The sequence below is a fragment of the Leifsonia sp. RCC_180 genome, from assembly GCF_058138205.1.
This window is the reverse complement of record NZ_CP200340.1, coordinates 1147959-1165713: the sequence shown is the minus strand read 5'-3', so window position 1 is coordinate 1165713 and position 17755 is coordinate 1147959. Positions and strand designations below refer to the sequence as shown.

21 protein-coding genes are annotated in these 17755 nt (G+C 70.0%); 18 read left to right on the top strand and 3 right to left on the bottom strand.

Annotated features, from left to right (window positions below; all coding sequences use genetic code 11):
• Positions 1 to 32: 32 nt before the first annotated feature.
• The 7 genes from AB7E03_RS05755 to AB7E03_RS05725 are packed head-to-tail and all read left to right on the top strand — an operon-like array spanning position 33 to position 5816.
• Positions 33 to 1151, top strand: coding sequence for a polyprenyl synthetase family protein (locus AB7E03_RS05755; protein ID WP_489940085.1), 1119 nt, complete (start codon positions 33 to 35; stop codon positions 1149 to 1151).
• Positions 1148 to 2083, top strand: coding sequence for a phytoene/squalene synthase family protein (locus tag AB7E03_RS05750; protein ID WP_441781879.1), 936 nt, complete (start codon positions 1148 to 1150; stop codon positions 2081 to 2083). The genes AB7E03_RS05755 and AB7E03_RS05750 overlap by 4 nt, the downstream gene beginning before the upstream one ends.
• Complete coding sequence (crtI, locus tag AB7E03_RS05745; RefSeq protein WP_489940082.1) at positions 2083 to 3675, top strand: phytoene desaturase family protein; 1593 nt, start codon at positions 2083 to 2085, stop codon at positions 3673 to 3675. The genes AB7E03_RS05750 and crtI overlap by 1 nt, the downstream gene beginning before the upstream one ends.
• Positions 3672 to 4025, top strand: a complete 354-nt coding sequence (locus tag AB7E03_RS05740; RefSeq protein ID WP_489940080.1) for a lycopene cyclase domain-containing protein — start codon at positions 3672 to 3674, stop codon at positions 4023 to 4025. The genes crtI and AB7E03_RS05740 overlap by 4 nt, the downstream gene beginning before the upstream one ends.
• The gene (locus AB7E03_RS05735) at positions 4022 to 4345 is read left to right on the top strand and encodes a lycopene cyclase domain-containing protein (protein WP_489940078.1); all 324 of its coding nucleotides are present in this window, start codon (positions 4022 to 4024) and stop codon (positions 4343 to 4345) included. Before AB7E03_RS05740 ends, AB7E03_RS05735 begins: the two co-directional genes overlap by 4 nt.
• On the top strand, positions 4342 to 5220 hold the full coding sequence (locus AB7E03_RS05730; protein ID WP_489940076.1) for a prenyltransferase: 879 nt from the start codon (positions 4342 to 4344) through the stop codon (positions 5218 to 5220). Before AB7E03_RS05735 ends, AB7E03_RS05730 begins: the two co-directional genes overlap by 4 nt.
• 5 nt (positions 5221 to 5225) lie before the next feature.
• Positions 5226 to 5816, top strand: a complete 591-nt coding sequence (locus AB7E03_RS05725; protein ID WP_489940074.1) for a septum formation family protein — start codon at positions 5226 to 5228, stop codon at positions 5814 to 5816.
• 25 nt (positions 5817 to 5841) lie between these two features.
• Here AB7E03_RS05725 and AB7E03_RS05720 read toward each other — a convergent pair whose 3' ends face one another.
• Positions 5842 to 6222 (bottom strand): glyoxalase superfamily protein, encoded by a 381-nt coding sequence (locus AB7E03_RS05720; RefSeq protein ID WP_489940072.1) that lies wholly within the window; start codon positions 6220 to 6222, stop codon positions 5842 to 5844.
• 146 nt (positions 6223 to 6368) lie between these two features.
• Here AB7E03_RS05720 and AB7E03_RS05715 point away from each other — a divergent pair, with 146 nt between their 5' ends.
• Together AB7E03_RS05715 and AB7E03_RS05710 are read left to right on the top strand one after the other, a co-directional pair.
• Positions 6369 to 7328 carry a DnaJ domain-containing protein gene (locus tag AB7E03_RS05715; RefSeq protein WP_441781886.1) on the top strand — a complete coding sequence of 320 codons (960 nt, stop codon included), beginning with the start codon at positions 6369 to 6371 and terminating at the stop codon, positions 7326 to 7328.
• Between the two features lie 70 nt (positions 7329 to 7398).
• Complete coding sequence (locus tag AB7E03_RS05710) at positions 7399 to 7788, top strand: VOC family protein (RefSeq protein WP_489940070.1); 390 nt, start codon at positions 7399 to 7401, stop codon at positions 7786 to 7788.
• Positions 7789 to 7796: 8 nt separating this feature from the next.
• On the opposite strand, the gene AB7E03_RS05705 is transcribed toward AB7E03_RS05710, so the two are convergent.
• Positions 7797 to 7997: a hypothetical protein gene (locus AB7E03_RS05705; RefSeq protein WP_489940068.1), complete on the bottom strand. Its 201-nt coding sequence runs from the start codon at positions 7995 to 7997 to the stop codon at positions 7797 to 7799.
• A gap of 200 nt (positions 7998 to 8197) precedes the next feature.
• Between AB7E03_RS05705 and AB7E03_RS05700 the strand changes: the two genes are divergently transcribed.
• From AB7E03_RS05700 to AB7E03_RS05665, 8 genes are all read left to right on the top strand, one after another.
• Positions 8198 to 9031: a DUF1295 domain-containing protein gene (locus AB7E03_RS05700; RefSeq protein WP_489940066.1), complete on the top strand. Its 834-nt coding sequence runs from the start codon at positions 8198 to 8200 to the stop codon at positions 9029 to 9031.
• A gap of 26 nt (positions 9032 to 9057) precedes the next feature.
• The gene (locus AB7E03_RS05695) at positions 9058 to 9507 is read left to right on the top strand and encodes a HEAT repeat domain-containing protein (RefSeq protein ID WP_489940064.1); all 450 of its coding nucleotides are present in this window, start codon (positions 9058 to 9060) and stop codon (positions 9505 to 9507) included.
• A gap of 1 nt (position 9508) precedes the next feature.
• Positions 9509 to 9934, top strand: coding sequence for an RNA-binding S4 domain-containing protein (locus tag AB7E03_RS05690; RefSeq protein WP_489940062.1), 426 nt, complete (start codon positions 9509 to 9511; stop codon positions 9932 to 9934).
• A complete protein-coding gene (locus tag AB7E03_RS05685) occupies positions 9934 to 10764 on the top strand; it encodes a DUF72 domain-containing protein (RefSeq protein ID WP_489940060.1) in 831 nt (276 codons plus the stop codon). The genes AB7E03_RS05690 and AB7E03_RS05685 overlap by 1 nt, the downstream gene beginning before the upstream one ends.
• 23 nt (positions 10765 to 10787) lie before the next feature.
• Positions 10788 to 11420: a cardiolipin synthase ClsA gene (gene clsA, locus AB7E03_RS05680; RefSeq protein WP_441781893.1), complete on the top strand. Its 633-nt coding sequence runs from the start codon at positions 10788 to 10790 to the stop codon at positions 11418 to 11420.
• The gene (locus AB7E03_RS05675; RefSeq protein ID WP_489940058.1) at positions 11413 to 11919 is read left to right on the top strand and encodes an FHA domain-containing protein; all 507 of its coding nucleotides are present in this window, start codon (positions 11413 to 11415) and stop codon (positions 11917 to 11919) included. The genes clsA and AB7E03_RS05675 overlap by 8 nt, the downstream gene beginning before the upstream one ends.
• Positions 11919 to 12611 (top strand): transcriptional regulator FtsR, encoded by a 693-nt coding sequence (ftsR, locus tag AB7E03_RS05670; RefSeq protein ID WP_489940056.1) that lies wholly within the window; start codon positions 11919 to 11921, stop codon positions 12609 to 12611. The genes AB7E03_RS05675 and ftsR overlap by 1 nt, the downstream gene beginning before the upstream one ends.
• A gap of 134 nt (positions 12612 to 12745) precedes the next feature.
• Complete coding sequence (locus AB7E03_RS05665) at positions 12746 to 13297, top strand: MerR family transcriptional regulator (protein WP_489940054.1); 552 nt, start codon at positions 12746 to 12748, stop codon at positions 13295 to 13297.
• A gap of 159 nt (positions 13298 to 13456) precedes the next feature.
• On the opposite strand, the gene AB7E03_RS05660 is transcribed toward AB7E03_RS05665, so the two are convergent.
• Entirely contained in the window at positions 13457 to 14266 is an 810-nt protein-coding gene (locus AB7E03_RS05660; RefSeq protein ID WP_441782985.1) for a ParA family protein, read from the bottom strand.
• Positions 14267 to 14345: 79 nt separating this feature from the next.
• On the opposite strand from AB7E03_RS05660, the gene AB7E03_RS05655 reads away from it, so the two are divergent.
• Positions 14346 to 17750 carry a pyruvate carboxylase gene (locus AB7E03_RS05655; RefSeq protein WP_489940052.1) on the top strand — a complete coding sequence of 1135 codons (3405 nt, stop codon included), beginning with the start codon at positions 14346 to 14348 and terminating at the stop codon, positions 17748 to 17750.
• Positions 17751 to 17755 lie beyond the last annotated feature (5 nt).

Below are 17755 nucleotides of genomic sequence, written 5' to 3'. Positions count from 1 at the left end.
TGCTATCCAAGCTAGACAAGGGAGCTTCGCGCATGACACAGCTGCACCCTGAGACACGAAGTCCTGTCGAGCGGGATGTCACGAGCCGGTCGAGCGAAGACTTGGCCGGCGACCTCGCCTCCGTCGAGGAGCGCCTCGACCGCTTCTTCTCCGCGCGCGTCACCGCAGCCGCCGCCTACGACGCCTCCTACCGCCGACTGTGGGAGGGTGCCCGTGACGCCGCGGACGGCGGTAAGCGCATCCGCCCGCGATTCGTGCTGACCGCCTACCGCGGACTCGGCGGTACGGAACCGGACGTCGCCTGCACGGCCGCCGTCGCGTACGAGCTGCTGCACACCGCCTTCCTTCTCCACGACGACGTCATCGACGGAGACACCGTCCGCCGCGGCCGGCCGAACGTGGCAGGCGGGTTCGCCGCCGCCGCCGAAGCCCGGGGGACGAGTGCAGACCGCGCTCGCCGCTGGGGCGAAGCCGGGGCCATCCTGGCCGGTGACCTGCTGCTTCACGCAGCCTCCACGGTGCTCGCCCGCATCGACACCGACGAGTGGACGCGGGAGCGGCTGCTCGACATCCTCGACCACGGCGTGTTCGTCACCGCGGCAGGGGAGCTGGCGGACGTCGCGCTCGCCGAGCAGCTGGGCGCCCAGGACCCCGCACTCGAGGACGTACTCGCCATGACGGAGCACAAGACCGCCGCGTACTCGGTGGCCGGCCCGCTGATGACCGGCGCCCTGCTCGCCGGCGGCAGTGAGGATGTGCTGACCCCGCTCGCCGAGTACGGTCGGCTCGTGGGCATCGCGTTCCAGCTGGGCGACGACCTCCTCGGCGTCTTCGGGTCAGAGGATGTGACCGGCAAGAGCATCGTCAGCGACCTCCGGCAGGGCAAGGAGACGTCGCTGATCGCCTATGCGCGCCGCACCGCCCGCTGGCGGGAGGTCGCCCTCTCGCTCGGCCGCACGGATCTCGACCCGCACGAGGCCAACCGGCTCGCGACGGTGCTCCAGGAGTGCGGCGCACGGGGGTTCGTGGAGGACCTGCTCGCGCAGCATGTCGCCGCGGCCGTCGCGGTGCTCGACACCCCGTCCATCCCACGCTCTCTAGCCGCGCCGCTGGAGGACGTGGCACGCTCGTGCATCGGGAGGATCGCATGACCCGTGCACCCGAGGCTCCGACGGGCACCGCGCCGACCGACCTCACCACCTACTCCGATGCCGCCCACGCGGGCGCCGCCACCATCATCCACGCCTACTCCACCTCCTTCGGCATGGCCACGCGATTGCTGGCGCCGCAGATCCGGCCGCAGGTCGAAGACGTGTACGCGCTCGTGCGCGTCGCCGACGAGATCGTCGACGGTGCGGCGACAGAGGCTGGACTGAGCCTCGACGATCAGCGCGAGCTGCTCGACGCGCTGGAGGCGGACACCGAGCGCGCCATGCGCACCGGCTACAGCGCCAACGTGGTCGTGCACGCGTTCGCGGTCACCGCGCGCACGACGGGCATCGGGCCGGAACTGACCCGGCCGTTCTTCGCGTCGATGCGCCGCGACCTCAGCCCGGTGGACTTTCGCGGCGATGAGCTCCGCGCCTACATCTACGGCTCGGCCGAGGTCATCGGGCTCATGTGCCTGAAGGTGTTCCTGGCGGATCGCCCGGTGCCCGAGGACGTGCGGCTGCGTCTCGAGGCCGGAGCCAGGAGGCTCGGGGCGGCCTTCCAGAAGATCAACTTCCTGCGCGACCTTGCCGTCGACTGGACGGAGCTCGGCCGCAGCTACTTCCCGGGCATCGACCCGGCCCGCCTGACCGACCGGCAGAAGCTGGCCCTGGTCGTCGACATCGACTGCGACCTCGGGGCCGCGGCGGATGTCATCCCGGAACTGCCGGACAACTGCCGCCGGGCCATCATCGCGGCGCACGGTCTGTTCGGGGAGCTGAGCGACCGCATCCGGGCGACGCCGGCCACAGAACTGCTGAATCGTCGTATCAGCGTGCCGACGCGGGTGAAGCTCGCCATCCTGGCTCGGGCCACCGTGACGGCGGCCCTGCCCCGACCCACCGGGGCGGTCGCGCGCACGGGAGCGCCCTGATGACCGGGCGGCGGGTCGCCGTCATCGGGGGCGGGATCGCCGGACTCGCCACCGCGGCGCTGCTCGCTCGCGAGGGCTACGCGGTCACGCTGCTGGAGCAGCGGACGATGCTGGGAGGCCGCGCCGGCTCGTGGGAGCACGACGGCTTCCGCTTCGACACCGGCCCGTCCTGGTACCTCATGCCCGAGGTGTTCGACCACTTCTTCCAGCTGATGGGCACCTCCACCGCGGAGCAGCTGGACCTGGTCACGCTCGACCCCGGCTACCGCGTCTTCTCGGAGGACGGCCGTGCGCCGCTCGACATCCGTGCCGACGGGGCCCTGAACCGTGCCGCGTTCGAGCAGGAGGAGCCTGGTGCGGGCGCGGCCCTCGACCGGTATCTCGCCGGGTCCGCCGAGACCTACCGGATGGCGGTCGACCGTTTCCTCTACAGCACCTTCGCCGACCTCCGGCCGATGGTCGCCCCGGAGCTGCTGCGACGCCTCCCGCGGCTGGCGCGTCTGCTGCTGGAACCGCTCGACCGCTATGCGGCGGGCTTCGTTCGGGATGTGCGCCTCCGGCAGGTGCTCGGTTACCCGGCCGTCTTCCTGGGTACGTCGCCCGATCGCGCACCCAGCATGTACAGCCTGATGAGCCACCTCGACCTCGACGACGGTGTGCGCTACCCCCTGGGAGGGTTCGCCGCCCTCATCGACCGGGTGGTCGCACTCGCCGAGGAGGCAGGCGCGCGGCTCGTCCTCGGCGCCCGGGTCACCGCCATCCGAACGGTCGACGCCTCACCGCGTGCCCGCACCACCGGTGTGGAGTACGTGGATGCGGCCGGCCGCATCCACACGGTCGACGCCGATCTCGTGGTGTCCGGGGCGGACCTGCACCACACCGAGACCGCGCTCCTGCCGGAGAAGCTCCGCACGCATCCCGAGAAGAAGTGGGACAAGCGCGATCCCGGCCCGGGGGTCGTCCTGGCGATGCTGGGTATCCGCGGCCGACTGCCGCAGCTGACCCACCACAATCTGTTCTTCACCACCGACTGGGAGGCGAACTTCCAGACGATCTACGGGCCGGACCCCGGCATCCCGGACCCCGCGTCGCTGTACGTCTGCAAGCCCAGCGAGACCGACCCGACGGTCGCGCCGGAGGGCTACGAGAACCTGTTCGTGCTCATCCCGGTGCCCGCCGATGTGTCCCTCGGCTCCGGCGGGATGAACGGCGCGGGCGACCGGGCGATCGAGCGTGCCGCAGATGCGGCGATCGCGCAGATCTCGGCGTGGGCGGGCATCCCGGACCTCGCCGACCGGATCGTGGTGCGCCGGACGGTCGGTCCCGAGGACTTCGCGACCGACCTGAACGCGTGGAGCGGAGGGGCGCTCGGCCTGGCCCACACGCTGCGGCAGAGCGCCTTCTTCCGTCCGGGCAATGCGTCCAAGAAGGTGGACGGGCTCCTCTACGCCGGCTGCTCCACGATCCCCGGCATCGGCCTTCCGATGTGCCTGATCAGCGCAGAACTCGTCTTGAAGCGGCTGCGTGGCGACGGCAGCTCCGGTCCGCTCCCCGAGCCGCTGCCCGCCCCGCAGGCGGAGCGGGTGACGTGACGTTCCTGTACCTCGCCTGTCTGCTGGTGTCGCTCGCGGCGATGGTGGCGCTGGATGCGCGGTACCGGCTGGTGTTCTGGCGGGATGCGCGGCGCGCGACGATCGTGCTGGCCGTGGGCCTCGCGTTCTTCCTCGCGTGGGATGCGGCCGGTATCCTGCTCCACGTGTTCGCACGGGGGGAGTCGCCGTTCATGACCGGTGTCGAGTTGGCGCCCGAGCTGCCCCTGGAGGAGGTCTTCTTCCTCGCCTTCCTCTGCTATCTCATCCTCGTGCTCGTCTTCGGTGCGCGCCGGATGCTCGACCGGACGCCCGACCGGATGCCCGCGGCCGAGCGGGAGGCCGAGCGATGACCTACGCCCTGTTGAGCGCAGTCTTCCTCGGCGTGGCCGCGCTGGTGCTCGTCGTCGCGCTGGCGATCGCGCGCGACCGCGCGTCGCTCATCCGGCGCTGGTGGGCGCCGGTCCTGATCGCCGCAGTCATCGTGCTCGTACTGACCGCCGTGTTCGACAACCTGATGATCGGCGTGGGCTTCATGACCTACGACGAGGTGCGGATCAGCGGCGCCCGGCTTGGCCTCGTCCCGATGGAAGACTTCGCCTACCCGCTGGCAGGACTCCTGCTCCTGCCGGCGCTCTGGCTCCTGACCCGACGCCGGGGGAGCAGGTCGTGACAATCGTGGCGCCTGCGCCCTTCCGTCAGCTCGTTCTCGTATCCCGGCCGCTCAGCTGGATCAACACGGCGTTCCCCTTCGCAGCCGCCTACCTGCTGACCACCGGGAGGGCCGATGCGACCTTCGTGGTCGGGACGATCTTCTTCCTGATCCCCTACAACCTGGCCATGTACGGGATCAATGACGTCTTCGACTACGAGTCGGACCTCCGCAATCCGCGGAAGGGCGGCGCCGAGGGGGCGCTGCTCGACCGGTCGGCGCACCGCCGCACCCTGATCGCGGCCGCGGTCACGACGATCCCGTTCGTGGTCTATCTGGTGATCGTCGGGTCCCCGCTGTCGTGGCTGGTACTGGCCGTCTCGCTCTTCGCCGTCGTCGCGTACTCGGTCAAGGGTCTGCGTTTCAAGGAGGTGCCGTTCCTCGACTCGGCGACCTCCAGCGTCCACTTCGTGAGCCCCGCCCTGTACGGGCTGGTCCTCGCAGGGGCGATCTTCACACCGGCGCTCTGGCTCGTGCTCCTCGCCTTCTTCCTGTGGGGCGTCGGCAGCCACGCGTTCGGGGCGGTTCAGGATGTGGTGCCCGACCGCGATGGCGGCATCTCCTCCGTCGCCACGGCGATCGGCGCCGCAGCGACCGTGCGTCTGGCCATCGGCGCGTGGACGCTCGCCGGCGTCGCGATGCTGTTCACGCCGTGGCCCGGACCGCTCGCCGCGCTGCTCGCTCTTCCGTACATCGCCACGGCTGCGCCGTTCTGGTCGGTGCCGGATGAACAGGCGAGCGGCGCCAACCGGGGCTGGCGCCGCTTCCTGTGGATCAACTACGCCTGCGGCTTCGCCGTGACGATGCTCCTCATCCTCTGGGCGGCGGTTCGATAGTGGGTATGTCGCGTCGGGGATGGCTCCTGCTCGTGGCGGTCACCGCTGTGGTGGGCGTCGTGCTCCTGGTCGTCGCGGTCTTCGCGACGGGGATTCTCACCGGGAACGCCCGGGCGGCCGAGCCGTCAGCACCTCCGGCCGCCCCGCGGCACACGCCGGACCTGGAGACCGCTCCGAGACGGCTGGGACTCCCTCCACGACCGACCACGACCCCCGTCGCCACCGTCCCCTCGCAGCCCATCGGCTCGCTCACGGACGGTGACTGCCTGCAGACGTACGAGTCGAAGTGGGCGGCCGGCTACCCGGTGGTCGATTGCTCGGCGCCGCACATCGCACAGCTGCTGGCGTCGGGGACGCTCGCCCAGGCCGCAGGGGCGAGCTTCCCTGGCACGGCCGCACTGGACAGCCAGGTCAGCGACCTCTGCGAACCCTTCCTGAACTGGCACTGGGTTGCGATCTGGGGCGAGGACGTGCAGCTCGACCTCCGCTACCCGGACACCAGCGAGAAGTGGGCGACCGGTGACCGGTCCTACTACTGCATCGTGTACACGTTCTCGCGCCACGAACTCACCGGCAGCGCGGTGGCGGGTCAGTAGCATCCTCCGTCGCCGGCTGGGAGCGTCAGGGACGCGGGGGCAGCTCCTGCAGCGTCCAGGCGTTGCCGTCCGGGTCGGTGAAGTCGACGAAGCGGCCCCACGCCAGGTCGGCGACGCCGCGAGCCTCGACGCCGTGCTCGGTCAGGTGTGCCAGGGCGGCGTCCGCATCCGGCACCACGATCTGCAGGCCCTTCATGGTGCCGGGCGCCATGTCCGTCAGACCCTCGCCGAAGGAGATCGAGCAGGCGGACCCGGGAGGGGTGACCTGCACGAAGCGCAGCTCGGGCGAGACGCGCTGGTCGTGGTCGGCGTTCCAGCCGAGGGCGTCGACGTAGAACGCCTTCGCACGGTCGACGTCGGTGACGGGGACGATGATGAGCTCGATGCGCCAGTCGCTGATGGTCATGGTGACCGCCTTTCGTGTTCGGTTGACTCCACCGTAGAAGCACATCCGGTCACTTTCCGGCCGCAATACGAATTCGGCGATTTCGCGGATGCGCGCGATATCGTCATAGTCCTGACCACGCCCGTACCGAAAGCGACTCCCCAGCGATGAGCGACTCCCCGGCCGCCCCGAGCCCGTACGAGGTGCTCGGCGTCCGCCCGGACGTGGGCCACGACGAACTCCGTCGTGCCTACCGCCGGCTGCTGCGCGAGACGCACCCGGACACCGGCGGCACGGCCGCTGCCTTCCAGGCGGTCCAGCAGGCGTGGGAGCTCATCGGCGACCCGGAGGACCGCGCCCGCTACGACCGCGGCGAAAGCGTCGGCGTCGCCGACATCTCGGGCGACTCGGCGGCCGGCGGCTTCAGCGCGACCTTCCACTCGGCGCGCTCGTCCTCGGGCGGTTCCTCGGGCGGCGCCACCGTGCGCGCCCGCAGCTACGGACACCCCGGCGGCCGGTCGCGCGAGCGGTTCCTGTCGCTCATGCGCGAGTGGATGGGCCGGGGCACCGACGACCGCGATCCGTACGATCCGGGCCTCGTGCGCTCGGCCCCGCGCGAGATCCGCCAGTTGCTGGCCGTGGCGCTCGCCGAGGAGGCGACCGCCCGCGCCGTCGCCGGCCTCGGCATCGGCTTCACGATCTGGAACGACGTGGCCGTGCATCCCTCGACCGACGCGAAGATCGACCACATCGTGCTGGGCCCGGCCGGCCTGTTCGCGATCCGTTCGGCCGACTGGGGCGCCCCGGTGAAGCTCGCCAAGGGCGAGATCGTCGGCGACGGAATCGGGCCGGACGAGGAGCCGTTCCATGACCTCTACCGCGCGGCCAAGAGCTTCGGCAGGCAGGCGGGGGTGCGGTTCACCGGGTACATCGTGGTCGTGCCCGACGACGACCTCGAGGTCCCGTTCGACGTCGTCCGTAGGGGCCGGCTCACCGGCTCCCTCCTGGTGCGCCGCTCCCTGTTGCCCCGCGTCCTGCGCGACGGCGCGAACGCCGCCGGCCGCGAGAGCGTCGACCGCGCGTTCGAACTGCGGACGCGCCTGCAGGAGGCCGTGCGCTTCGTCTAGGCGGAGCGCGGCGACCTGAGACCGGGCGCGCTCTAGACACCGCGGCTCCCGGGCGAGCAGAGTGGACGCCATGGTCACCCCACTCGATATCTTCAGCGGCTTCAGCGTGGACGACATCCCCGCGGCGAAGGCCTTCTACGGCGAGACGCTCGGTCTGCGCGTGTCCGACGGCCCCATGGGCAACCTCGACCTCGAGCTTCCGGCCGGCGGTCACGTCTTCATCTACCCGAAGCCGGATCACACGCCCGCCTCGTTCACCATCCTGAACCTCGTGGTGGAGGACATCGACGCGGCCGTCGACGACCTCAACGCCCGGGGTGTCGCGACGGCCATCTACGACAACCCGGAGCTTCCGACCGATGCCAAGGGCGTGCTGCGCGGCCGGGCGGCCGACCGCGGGCCGGACATCGCCTGGTTCCGCGACCCGGCCGGAAACGTACTTTCGGTGCTCCAGAACTGAGTTCGGCGTCAGGCCCGTTCGTCGTCGCTGTCGAAATCGCGTGCGTCGTCGCGACTCCGCGCCGGCAGATCGTCCGTAGAACGGGGGACCGTCGACTGAAGCTGGAACGTCGCCTCTTCCGGCCAGCCTCGATCATCGGCCAGTTCGTAGACGTCGAAGGCTGACGCGCCGGCGAACTCTGACGGCACGCGGATGCGGCTGGGCGGCACGTCGACGTCCCGCGGCAGCGTCAGAACCCGCGGGGTGTCCTCATCATCGCGGAGGAGGACGGCCCGGAACGTCCGAGACTCTGAATACGGCACCTCAATACGTTAAGCGCGTACGTGACAGACTGCGACCCCCCATTGGCGTGTTCCCAGGTGCCTTGCGCCTCCCTGGCAGCGAGCGTGCCGAGCCCTAGGATGTGCACGTGGAGCCCTTCATCGTCTGTCTCTGGGTACTGGGCGTCGCCTGTGCCGCCACCTGGGTGCTCTCGCTCATCACGAACGAGCACTCCTGGGTGGACCGCATCTGGTCGATCGTGCCGGTCGTGTACGTCTGGGTGTTCGCGGGCGCCGCCGGCCTCGCCGATACCCGCCTCGACCTGATCGCCGTGCTCGTCACCCTGTGGGGCGCGCGCCTCACCTTCAACTTCGCGCGAAAGGGCGGCTACCGGCCGGGTGGCGAGGACTACCGCTGGGTGGTGCTTCGCGGGCGGATGCGCCCGGCGGGATTCCAGCTGTTCAACCTGTTCTTCATCGTCATCTACCAGAACGTGCTGCTCCTGCTGATCACGCTGCCTGCCTGGACCGCGTACCAGCACCGGACACCGCTCAACCCGCTCGACATCATCCTGGCCGCGATCTTCGTCGCGTTCCTCACAGGCGAGACGATCGCCGACCAGCAGCAGTGGCGTTTCCACCAGTGGAAGCACGCCGAGATGGCGGCCGGCCGCGAGCCCTCGCCGCGCTTCCTGCAGTCGGGGCTCTTCCGGTTCTCTCGCCACCCCAACTTCTTCTTCGAGCAGGCGCAGTGGTGGGTGGTGTTCCTCTTCGGCTGCGTCGCCGCCGGATCGATCCTGCAGTGGACCGTCATCGGGCCGCTGCTGCTGACCGGCCTGTTCGTCGGCTCCACCGTCTTCACCGAGAGCATCTCGCGCAGCCGCTACCCGGAGTACGCGGAGTACCAGGCGCGCACCTCGCCGGTCGTGCCGTGGTTCCCGGGACGCGGGGATGCGGCACGCGTGCGGTCGCAGTCGAGCTGACAGCCCTCCGGGGCTACCGTAGAAGCATGTCGTGCATCCGGTTCAACACTCCTGCCCAGCGCCAGGCCATGCGTGACCACCGGCCGGCGATGCTCACTGCGGAGCAGGCCGCCGCGCTGCATCCCGCGCCCGAGGTGACCGAGAGCAAGATCCGCCGGCTGCGGCTCCTCGCGACCGACCCGAACCCGAAGATCCGGGAGGCGGTCGCCAGCAGCTATAACACCCCGGAGGACGTCATCGCGTCCCTCGCGAAGGATCCGGACGAGGGTGTGCGCGGGTGCGTGGCGAAGAACGAGGCGACCCCCTGCGACCTCCTCCGCGAGCTCGCCGACGACCGCTCGGAGACCGTCCGCGGTTGGGTGGCCGTGAACTACTTCGTGCCCTCCGATGTGATGCAGAAGCTCGCGTCTGACCGCAGCCGAACCGTGCGCAGCCTGGTGAAGTGGAAGGCGTCGCTGGCCGAAGAGGCGGTGTGAGATGCCCGGCACCCCTGCGAAGCCCGGCGCGTCCGGCGCGTCCGGCGCGTCCGGCTCATCCGGTCCGGGCAGCGTCCGCGTCGACTCCTGGGCCTGGGCGGTGCGGCTCTTCAAGACCCGGTCGGCGGCGTCGGACGCCTGCAAGGCCGGGCATCTGAAGGTCAACGGCGATCGCGCGAAGCCCGCGCAGCCGGTGAAGGTGGGGGATGAGGTGCGCGCGTTCGTCGGGGACGTCGAGCGCATCTACATCGCCCGGCGGCTGATCACCAAGCGGGTGAGCGCGGCGATGGCCGCCGACTGCTTCGAGGACCGCACTCCGCCGCCCCCGCCGCGCACGGAGACGCCCGCGGCCGTGTTGCGCGAACGCGGTGCCGGCCGGCCCACGAAGCGGGAGCGCCGCCTGCTCGAACAGCTCCGGGGCCGTTGATGGCGCTGGCCCGCGTCGGCATCTCGGGCTGGACGTATGCCCCCTGGCGCGGCGTCTTCTATCCGCCCAAGCTGCCGCATCGCCTGGAGCTCGAGTACGCCTCCGAGCGGCTCGACTCCATCGAGATCAACGGCAGCTTCTACTCCCTGCAGCGGCCGACGAGCTACCGCACGTGGGCCGAGCACACGCCGGACGAGTTCGTGTTCGCCGTGAAGGGTGGCCGGTACATCACGCACATCCTGCGCCTGAAGAACGCCCGCACCGCCGTCGCCAACTTCTTCGCCTCCGGCGTGCTGGCGCTCGGCCCGAAGCTCGGTCCGCTGCTGTGGCAGCTGCCGCCCACCCTGCAGTTCGAGCCGGAGGCGGTGGACGCGTTCCTCGGGATGCTGCCTCGCACGACGACCGAGGCGGCGGCACTGGCGGGGGAGGCGACCCTCGACGAGGACCGCACCCACACCGCCGTGACCGAGGACCGGCCGCTGCGGCACGCCGTCGAGGTGCGGCACGCCTCCTTCGACGTGCCCGCCTTCGCGGCGCTGGCCCAGGCGCACGGTGTCGCGATCGTGCTGGCGGACACCGCTGGCCGCTATCCGGTCATCCGGGAGCACACCGCCGACTTCGCGTACGTGCGCCTGCACGGCGACGAGGAGCTCTACACCAGCGGGTACACCGACGAGTCGCTCGACCGGTGGGCCGCGGAACTCGGCGGGTGGCTGGCGGCCGGCAGGGATGTGTACGCCTACTTCGACAACGATGTGAAGGTCCGCGCCCCCTACGACGCCATGGGGCTGCGCGACCGGCTCGCGGAGTGGACACCCCGTGTGCACTGAGGACGCTCACTAGACTCGAAGACGTGGAGGGTGAGAGCGCTGCCGTGAGCGCGCGGGTCTGGACGATCCCGAACGTGCTGAGCTTCTTCCGGCTCGCGCTCGTGCCCGTCTTCCTCTGGCTGGTTGTGACGGGTCAGGACGGGCTCGCGCTGCTGGTGCTCGTCTTCTCCAGCGTCACCGACTTCCTCGACGGCTACCTCGCCCGCCGCCTCAACCAGATTTCGCGTCTGGGGCAGCTGCTCGACCCGGCCGCCGACCGTCTGTACATCTTCGCCGCCCTCATCGGGCTTTGCTGGCGCGAGGTGATCCCCTGGTGGCTGTTCATCGTGATCGTGGCGCGGGATGTGATGCTCGCCGTCCTCGGCGTCATCCTCGCGAACCACGGCTTCGGGCCGCTTCCGGTGCACCACCTGGGGAAAGTCGCCACCTTCTGCCTGTTCGTGGCCCTTCCGCTGCTGATGCTGGGTGAGGCGTTCGCGCCCCTCGCGCCCTTCTCGCTGCCGCTCGGCTGGGCCTTCGCGCTCTGGGGCGCGTTCCTCTACTGGTGGGCCGGGATCGTGTACATCCGGGAGACGTCGCGGGTAATCCGCCTTCCGGCCGATGACACCGGCGTTCGATCCGATACGCTGGACGGCAAGGAGGTTGACGGTGCCTGAAGACATTAACCCGAACGGTCCAGCCGGCGGAGCCGACGACGCCGCCCGGGGCCCCCTGCGGGATGCGGCCGGCAATGAGGACACGACCGCGCGTTTCGGCGAGGAGTTCATCTCGAAGATGTACCCCTCGGGCGAAGTTTCGCCGGAAGAGCAGGAGGCCATCGCCGCCCTGCCCTCCGGCTCCGCCCTGCTGATCGTGCGACGGGGCCCGAACTCCGGCGCCCGCTTCCTCCTCGACGCCGACGTGACGACCGCTGGTCGCCATCCCAACGCCGACATCTTCCTCGACGACGTGACGGTGTCGCGCCGCCATGCGGAGTTCACACGCCGCGGCACCTCCTTCGAGGTCCGCGACCTGGGCTCGCTGAACGGCACGTACTACGACGGCGTGCGGATCGAGAGCGCCCTGCTCTCCGATTCCGCCGAGGTGCAGATCGGCAAGTTCCGGCTCACGTTCTACGCTTCGCGTCACGACCTCGCCGCAGCGGCGAACGGCTAGTGGCCCGGCCGGCCACCAGGGCCGCGGGGGGCGCTCCGGCCCTGCTCAGCATCGGTCAGGTCCTCGCTCGGCTCAGCCCCGAGTTCCCCGACCTGTCGTCGTCGAAGTTGCGTTTCCTGGAGGAGCGCGGGCTCGTGTCACCATCGCGCACCGCCTCCGGGTACCGCAAGTTCTCGTCGACCGACGTCGAGCGCCTGCGCGCCGTGCTCGCCATGCAGCGCGACCACTACCTCCCGCTCAAGGTCATCAAGAAGTACTTCGCCGACGTCGATGCGGGGCTCGACCCGGCATTCCCGGGAACGGCGTCAGCCGGGTCCATCCTGTCGGGGTCCCGGCGTTACCGTCGCGACGACCTGCTGCGTGAGGCCGGTGCCGACGCCGAACTCCTCCAGGAGGCGATCAGTACCTCCCTCATCGCCGCGTCGGACGTGTACGGCGAGGAAGCCCTGACGGTGCTCCGCGCCCTCGCGGAGTTGCGTCGCAGCGGCATCGAGCCGCGGCACCTGCGCGGTTTCCGCGCGGCGGCGGAGCGCGAGATCGGCCTCATCGAGACCGCCCTCGTGCCGATCGCGCGGCGCAACGACGTCAGCAGCAAGGCGCGCACGGCCGAGCTCGCGCGGGAGATCGCGGCACAGCTGGATGTGGTGCGCGGCAGCATCATCCGCTCATCCATCGCTCGGCTTCGTCCATGAACCGGGGCCCGAGGCTCGACACGCCGGAACCGAAACAGCGGATGTCGTTGCCCGGCGAGGTCCGCATGGGTACCGTTGATGAAGCGACGCGGATGCGACGCGCGATCCGCAACCCGGGGTGAGAGGCGACGAACATGAGCGAACTGAGTCGTGAAGACGGCGCCGCCCGGTACGACCTCGGGCTCCTGTTCACCGACGGCCTTCCCGAGATGGACGACGTGAACGGCTACCGCGGTGCCGTCGCCGCCCGCGCTGCGGGTATCTCGTACCGCCAGCTCGACTACTGGGCCCGAACGGGCCTCGTCGAGCCGACCGTCCGTGGCGCCGCCGGGTCCGGTTCGCAGCGCCTGTACGGCTTCCGCGACATCCTCGTCCTGAAGCTCGTTAAGCGACTCCTCGACACCGGAATCTCGCTGCAGCAGATCCGCACAGCGGTCAACCAGCTCCGCGAGTCGGGTGTCAGCGACCTCGCGCAGACCACGCTGATGAGCGACGGCGCGAGCGTCTACCTGTGCACCTCCAACGACGAGGTCATCGACCTGGTCAGCCGCGGCCAGGGCGTCTTCGGCATCGCCGTCGGCAAGGTCCTCCGCGAGGTCGAGTCGAGCCTGGTCGAACTGGACACGCAGGCCGAGTCCATGGACGAGCTCGCCGCCCGTCGCGCGGCGCGCACCCGCGCGTCGTAGACCGCGCGCAGTCCTTCGCATAAACGCCCGCTAGCCGGGCGTTTTCGTTGTGCCCTCGTCTTGTTCTGAGGAGATCCGCGAGGTCTCCTGAGAACGCGGTCCTGAAACCACGGACGTCATCGGCAGCCGGAACCCCAGACGGGAACCTCGACCCGAGCGTCAGGACGAAGCGTCCGCGTATTCCCCGATGCGTGCGGTGCGCAGTACCCGCTCCAAGAGCAGGTCGAAGTTGTGCGCCATCTCCTGCGCGCTCTCGCCCGGCCACACGTGCAGTGGCTTCGCCGCGCCCTGCGCCTGCTGCAGCGACGTGCGCTCCGGCAGCTGGGGCGACAGCACCAGCGGCCCGAACATGTCGCGCAGCTCCTTGATCCGGAACTGGTGCTCCAGCGACTGCACGCGCGCCCGGTTCACGATGATCCCGAGCGGCTGGAGGCGAGGGGACAGTCCGCGGCGGATCTCTTCGATCGCGCGCAGCGCACGGTCGGCGGCCGCCACCGAGAACAGGCCGGGCTCGGTCACCACGGCGACACGGTCGCTCGCGGCCCACGCCGTGCGGGTGAGCGCGTTGAGCGAGGGGGCGCAGTCGATCAGCACGAGCTCGTAGTCGTGCTCGACGTTCGCCAACGCCTCCTCGAGCTTCCAGATGTCGCGGATGCTGGGATGCGGGCCGTCGAAGTTGATGGCGGACGGGCTGCCGATCATGACGTCGATGGTGCCGGAGCGGCCCTTCGTCCAGCCCGAGGGGGCGATGGCCGCGCGCACGATCTTCTCCTTGGGAGAGGCGAGCACATCGGCCACGTTGAGGTGGCCGGCGACCTGGATGTCCATGCCGGTCGACACATCCGATTGGGGGTCGAGGTCCACGATCAGCGTGCGAAGGCCTTTCGCGAACGCCGCCGAGGCAAGTCCGAGCGTCACCGTCGTCTTTCCGACACCGCCCTTGAGGGAGCTAACGCTGAGTACGTGCACGAGAGCCACGTTACCTTTACTAGTCTTAGAGAACCTAACCGTTTGCTGTGTGGTGTCGACCCCTGCTCGAAAGGTCCCCATGTTCCGAAAGATCCTCGTTGCCAACCGCGGTGAAATCGCCATCCGGGCCTTCAGGGCCGCATACGAGCTCGGCGCCGAGACCGTCGCCGTGTTCCCGTACGAGGATCGCAACTCGATGCACCGCCTGAAGGCCGACGAGGCGTACCAGATCGGCGAGCCCGGCCACCCGGTCCGCGCCTACCTGGATGTGCAGGAGATCATCCGCGTCGCTCAGGAGTCCGGCGCCGACGCGATCTACCCGGGCTACGGCTTCCTGTCCGAGAACCCGGAACTGGCTGAGGCGGCCCGTGCCGCCGGAATCACCTTCATCGGCCCGCGCGCCGAGGTGCTCGAGATGGCCGGCAACAAGGTCACCGCTAAGGAGCACGCGATCGCCGCAGGCGTCCCCGTCTTGAAGTCGTCGCATCCCTCGCGTGACATCGAGCAGCTGCTGAGCGAGGCGGATGAGATCGGCTTCCCGATCTTCGCGAAGGCCGTCGCCGGCGGCGGCGGACGCGGCATGCGCCGGGTGAACACGAAGGCTGAGCTGCGTCCGGCTCTCGAGGAGGCCATGCGCGAGGCGGACAGCGCCTTCGGCGACCCGACCATGTTCCTCGAGCAGGCCGTGCTGCGTCCGCGTCACATCGAGGTGCAGATCCTCGCCGACTCGACCGGCGACACGATGCACCTGTTCGAGCGCGACTGCTCGGTGCAGCGCCGCCACCAGAAGGTGGTCGAGATCGCCCCGGCCCCCAACCTCGACGACGACATCCGTCAGGCGCTCTACCGCGACGCCGTCGCCTTCGCGCGCTCGATCGGCTACGAGAACGCCGGCACCGTCGAATTCCTGCTCGACACCGCTGGGGAGCGCGCCGGCCAGCACGTGTTCATCGAGATGAACCCGCGCATCCAGGTGGAGCACACGGTCACGGAGGAGATCACCGACGTCGACCTCGTCCAGTCGCAAATGCGCATCGCGGCGGGGGAGACCCTGGCCGACCTGGGCCTCAGCCAGGAGACGGTCCACATCCGCGGCGCAGCGCTGCAGTGCCGCATCACGACCGAGGACCCGACTGCCGGCTTCCGCCCCGACACCGGCAAGATCACCACGTACCGCTCGCCGGGCGGCGCGGGCATCCGCCTCGACGGCGGCACCATCAACCCGGGCGCGCAGATCAGCCCGCACTTCGACTCGATGCTGGCGAAGCTCATCACCCGCGGCCGTGACTTCCCGGCCGCCGTGCTGCGCGCCCGTCGTGCACTGGCCGAGTTCCGCGTCCGCGGCGTCTCCACGAACATCCCGTTCCTGCAGGCGGTGCTGGAAGACCCCGACTTCATCGCCGGACATGTCTCCACGTCCTTCATCGAGGAGCGGCCCGAGCTGTTCAAGGGCCGCGAATCGAAGGACCGCGGGACCAAGGTGCTCAACTGGCTCGCCGACGTCACGGTCAACCAGCCGAACGGGCCCCGCCCGCTGAGCGCCGACCCCGCCGAGAAGCTGCCGGCGATCGACCTCACCGCGCCGGCCCCGGCCGGCTCGCGTCAGCGGTTGCTGGAGCTCGGGCCGAAGGGCTTCGCGGAGGCACTGCGGGCGCAGAAGGCGCTCGCGGTCACCGAGACGACGTTCCGCGACGCGCACCAGTCGCTGCTGGCGACCCGTGTTCGCACCCGCGACCTGGTCGCGGTGGCGCCGTATGTCGCCCGGATGACGCCAGAACTGCTCTCGGTCGAGGCCTGGGGTGGCGCGACGTACGACGTCGCCCTCCGGTTCCTCGGTGAGGACCCGTGGGAGCGCCTGGCCACGCTCCGCGAGGCGCTGCCGAACATCAACATCCAGATGCTGCTCCGCGGCCGCAACACCGTCGGCTACACGCCGTACCCGACCCAGGTGACGGATGCCTTCGTTCGCGAGGCCGCGTCCACCGGCGTCGACATCTTCCGCATCTTCGACGCCCTCAACGACGTCTCGCAGATGCGTCCGGCGATCGAGTCGGTGCTCGCGACCGGTTCCGCCATCGCCGAAGTCGCCGTCTGCTATACCGGCGACCTGCTCGACCCGGCCGAAGACCTTTACACCCTCGACTACTACCTGCGTCTCGCCGAGCAGATCGTCGAGTCGGGAGCGCACATCCTCGCGGTGAAGGACATGGCGGGCCTGCTGCGTCCCTCGGCCGCCGAGAAGCTCGTGGCCGCGTTCCGTGAGCGGTTCGACCTGCCGGTCCACGTCCACACGCACGACACTCCGGGTGGCCAGCTGGCCACGCTGCTTGCGGCATCCCGTGCCGGTGCGGATGCGGTGGATGTGGCGAGCGCGCCCATGGCCGGCACCACCAGCCAGCCGAGCGCCTCCGCCCTCGTCGCCGCCCTCGCCCACACCGAGCGCGACACCGGCATCTCCCTCAGCGCGGTCGAGGACCTCGAGCCGTACTGGGAGGCCGTGCGCCAGGTGTACCGCCCGTTCGAGTCGGGCCTGCCCGGCCCCACGGGCCGCGTGTACAAGCACGAGATCCCGGGCGGCCAGCTCTCCAACCTGCGCCAGCAGGCCAAGGCGCTAGGCCTCGCCGAGGACTTCGAGCTGGTCGAGGACATGTACGCCGCGGCCAACCGCATCCTCGGACGGATCCCCAAGGTCACGCCGTCGTCGAAGGTCGTCGGCGACCTGGCGCTGCACCTCGCGGCGGTCAAAGCCGACCCGGACGACTTCGCCGAGAACCCGCAGAACTACGACATCCCCGACTCGGTGGTCGGCTTCATGGCCGGCGAGCTGGGCGAGCTGCCCGGTGGATGGCCGGAGCCGTTCCGCACCAAGGTGCTGGCGGGCAAGACGGTCAAGATCGGGGTCGAGGACCTCTCGACCGACGACGCCAGTGCGCTGGAGGGCTCGAGCGAGGAGCGCCGCTCCACGCTCAACCGCCTGCTCTTCCCGGCGCCCACCCGCATCCAGGAGCAGATGCGCGAGCTGTTCGGCGACCTCTCGGTCGTCGACTCCCTCGACTATCTCTACGGCCTCAAGCAGGGCTCGGAGCATGTCGTGGAGTTCAGCCGCGGCGTCCGCCTGTACGTCGGGCTGGAGGCGATCGGCGAGGCCGACGAGAAGGGCATGCGCACGGTCATGACCACGCTCAACGGCCAGTTGCGGCCGGTGTTCGTGCGCGACCGCAGCATCGTCGTGGAGGCGAAGGCCGCCGAGAAGGCCGACACGGCGAAGCCCGGCCAGGTGGCCGCGCCGTTCTCCGGCGTCGTGACCCTGCAGGTGAGCGTCGGCGACTCGGTCGCCGCGGGCCAGGCCGTCGCCTCGATCGAGGCGATGAAGATGGAGGCCGCGATCACGGCTCCGGTCGCCGGAACCATCGAGCGGCTTGCCATCCCGAAGACCCAGCAGGTCGACGCGGGCGACCTGCTCGTGGTCATCCAGCCCTCCTGACCTGT

What these genes read in the sequence shown, in the direction of transcription:
- AB7E03_RS05755 (WP_489940085.1), top strand. Translation starts at nt 33, where the DNA reads ATGACACAGCTGCACCCTGAGACACGAAGTCCTGTCGAGCGGGATGTC.
- AB7E03_RS05750 (WP_441781879.1), top strand. Translation starts at nt 1,148, where the DNA reads ATGACCCGTGCACCCGAGGCTCCGACGGGCACCGCGCCGACCGACCTC.
- crtI (WP_489940082.1), top strand. Translation starts at nt 2,083, where the DNA reads ATGACCGGGCGGCGGGTCGCCGTCATCGGGGGCGGGATCGCCGGACTC.
- AB7E03_RS05735 (WP_489940078.1), top strand. Translation starts at nt 4,022, where the DNA reads ATGACCTACGCCCTGTTGAGCGCAGTCTTCCTCGGCGTGGCCGCGCTG.
- AB7E03_RS05725 (WP_489940074.1), top strand. Translation starts at nt 5,226, where the DNA reads ATGTCGCGTCGGGGATGGCTCCTGCTCGTGGCGGTCACCGCTGTGGTG.
- AB7E03_RS05720 (WP_489940072.1), bottom strand. Translation starts at nt 6,222, where the DNA reads ATGACCATCAGCGACTGGCGCATCGAGCTCATCATCGTCCCCGTCACC.
- AB7E03_RS05715 (WP_441781886.1), top strand. Translation starts at nt 6,369, where the DNA reads ATGAGCGACTCCCCGGCCGCCCCGAGCCCGTACGAGGTGCTCGGCGTC.
- AB7E03_RS05710 (WP_489940070.1), top strand. Translation starts at nt 7,399, where the DNA reads ATGGTCACCCCACTCGATATCTTCAGCGGCTTCAGCGTGGACGACATC.
- AB7E03_RS05695 (WP_489940064.1), top strand. Translation starts at nt 9,058, where the DNA reads ATGTCGTGCATCCGGTTCAACACTCCTGCCCAGCGCCAGGCCATGCGT.
- AB7E03_RS05690 (WP_489940062.1), top strand. Translation starts at nt 9,509, where the DNA reads ATGCCCGGCACCCCTGCGAAGCCCGGCGCGTCCGGCGCGTCCGGCGCG.
- AB7E03_RS05685 (WP_489940060.1), top strand. Translation starts at nt 9,934, where the DNA reads ATGGCGCTGGCCCGCGTCGGCATCTCGGGCTGGACGTATGCCCCCTGG.
- AB7E03_RS05665 (WP_489940054.1), top strand. Translation starts at nt 12,746, where the DNA reads ATGAGCGAACTGAGTCGTGAAGACGGCGCCGCCCGGTACGACCTCGGG.
- AB7E03_RS05655 (WP_489940052.1), top strand. Translation starts at nt 14,346, where the DNA reads ATGTTCCGAAAGATCCTCGTTGCCAACCGCGGTGAAATCGCCATCCGG.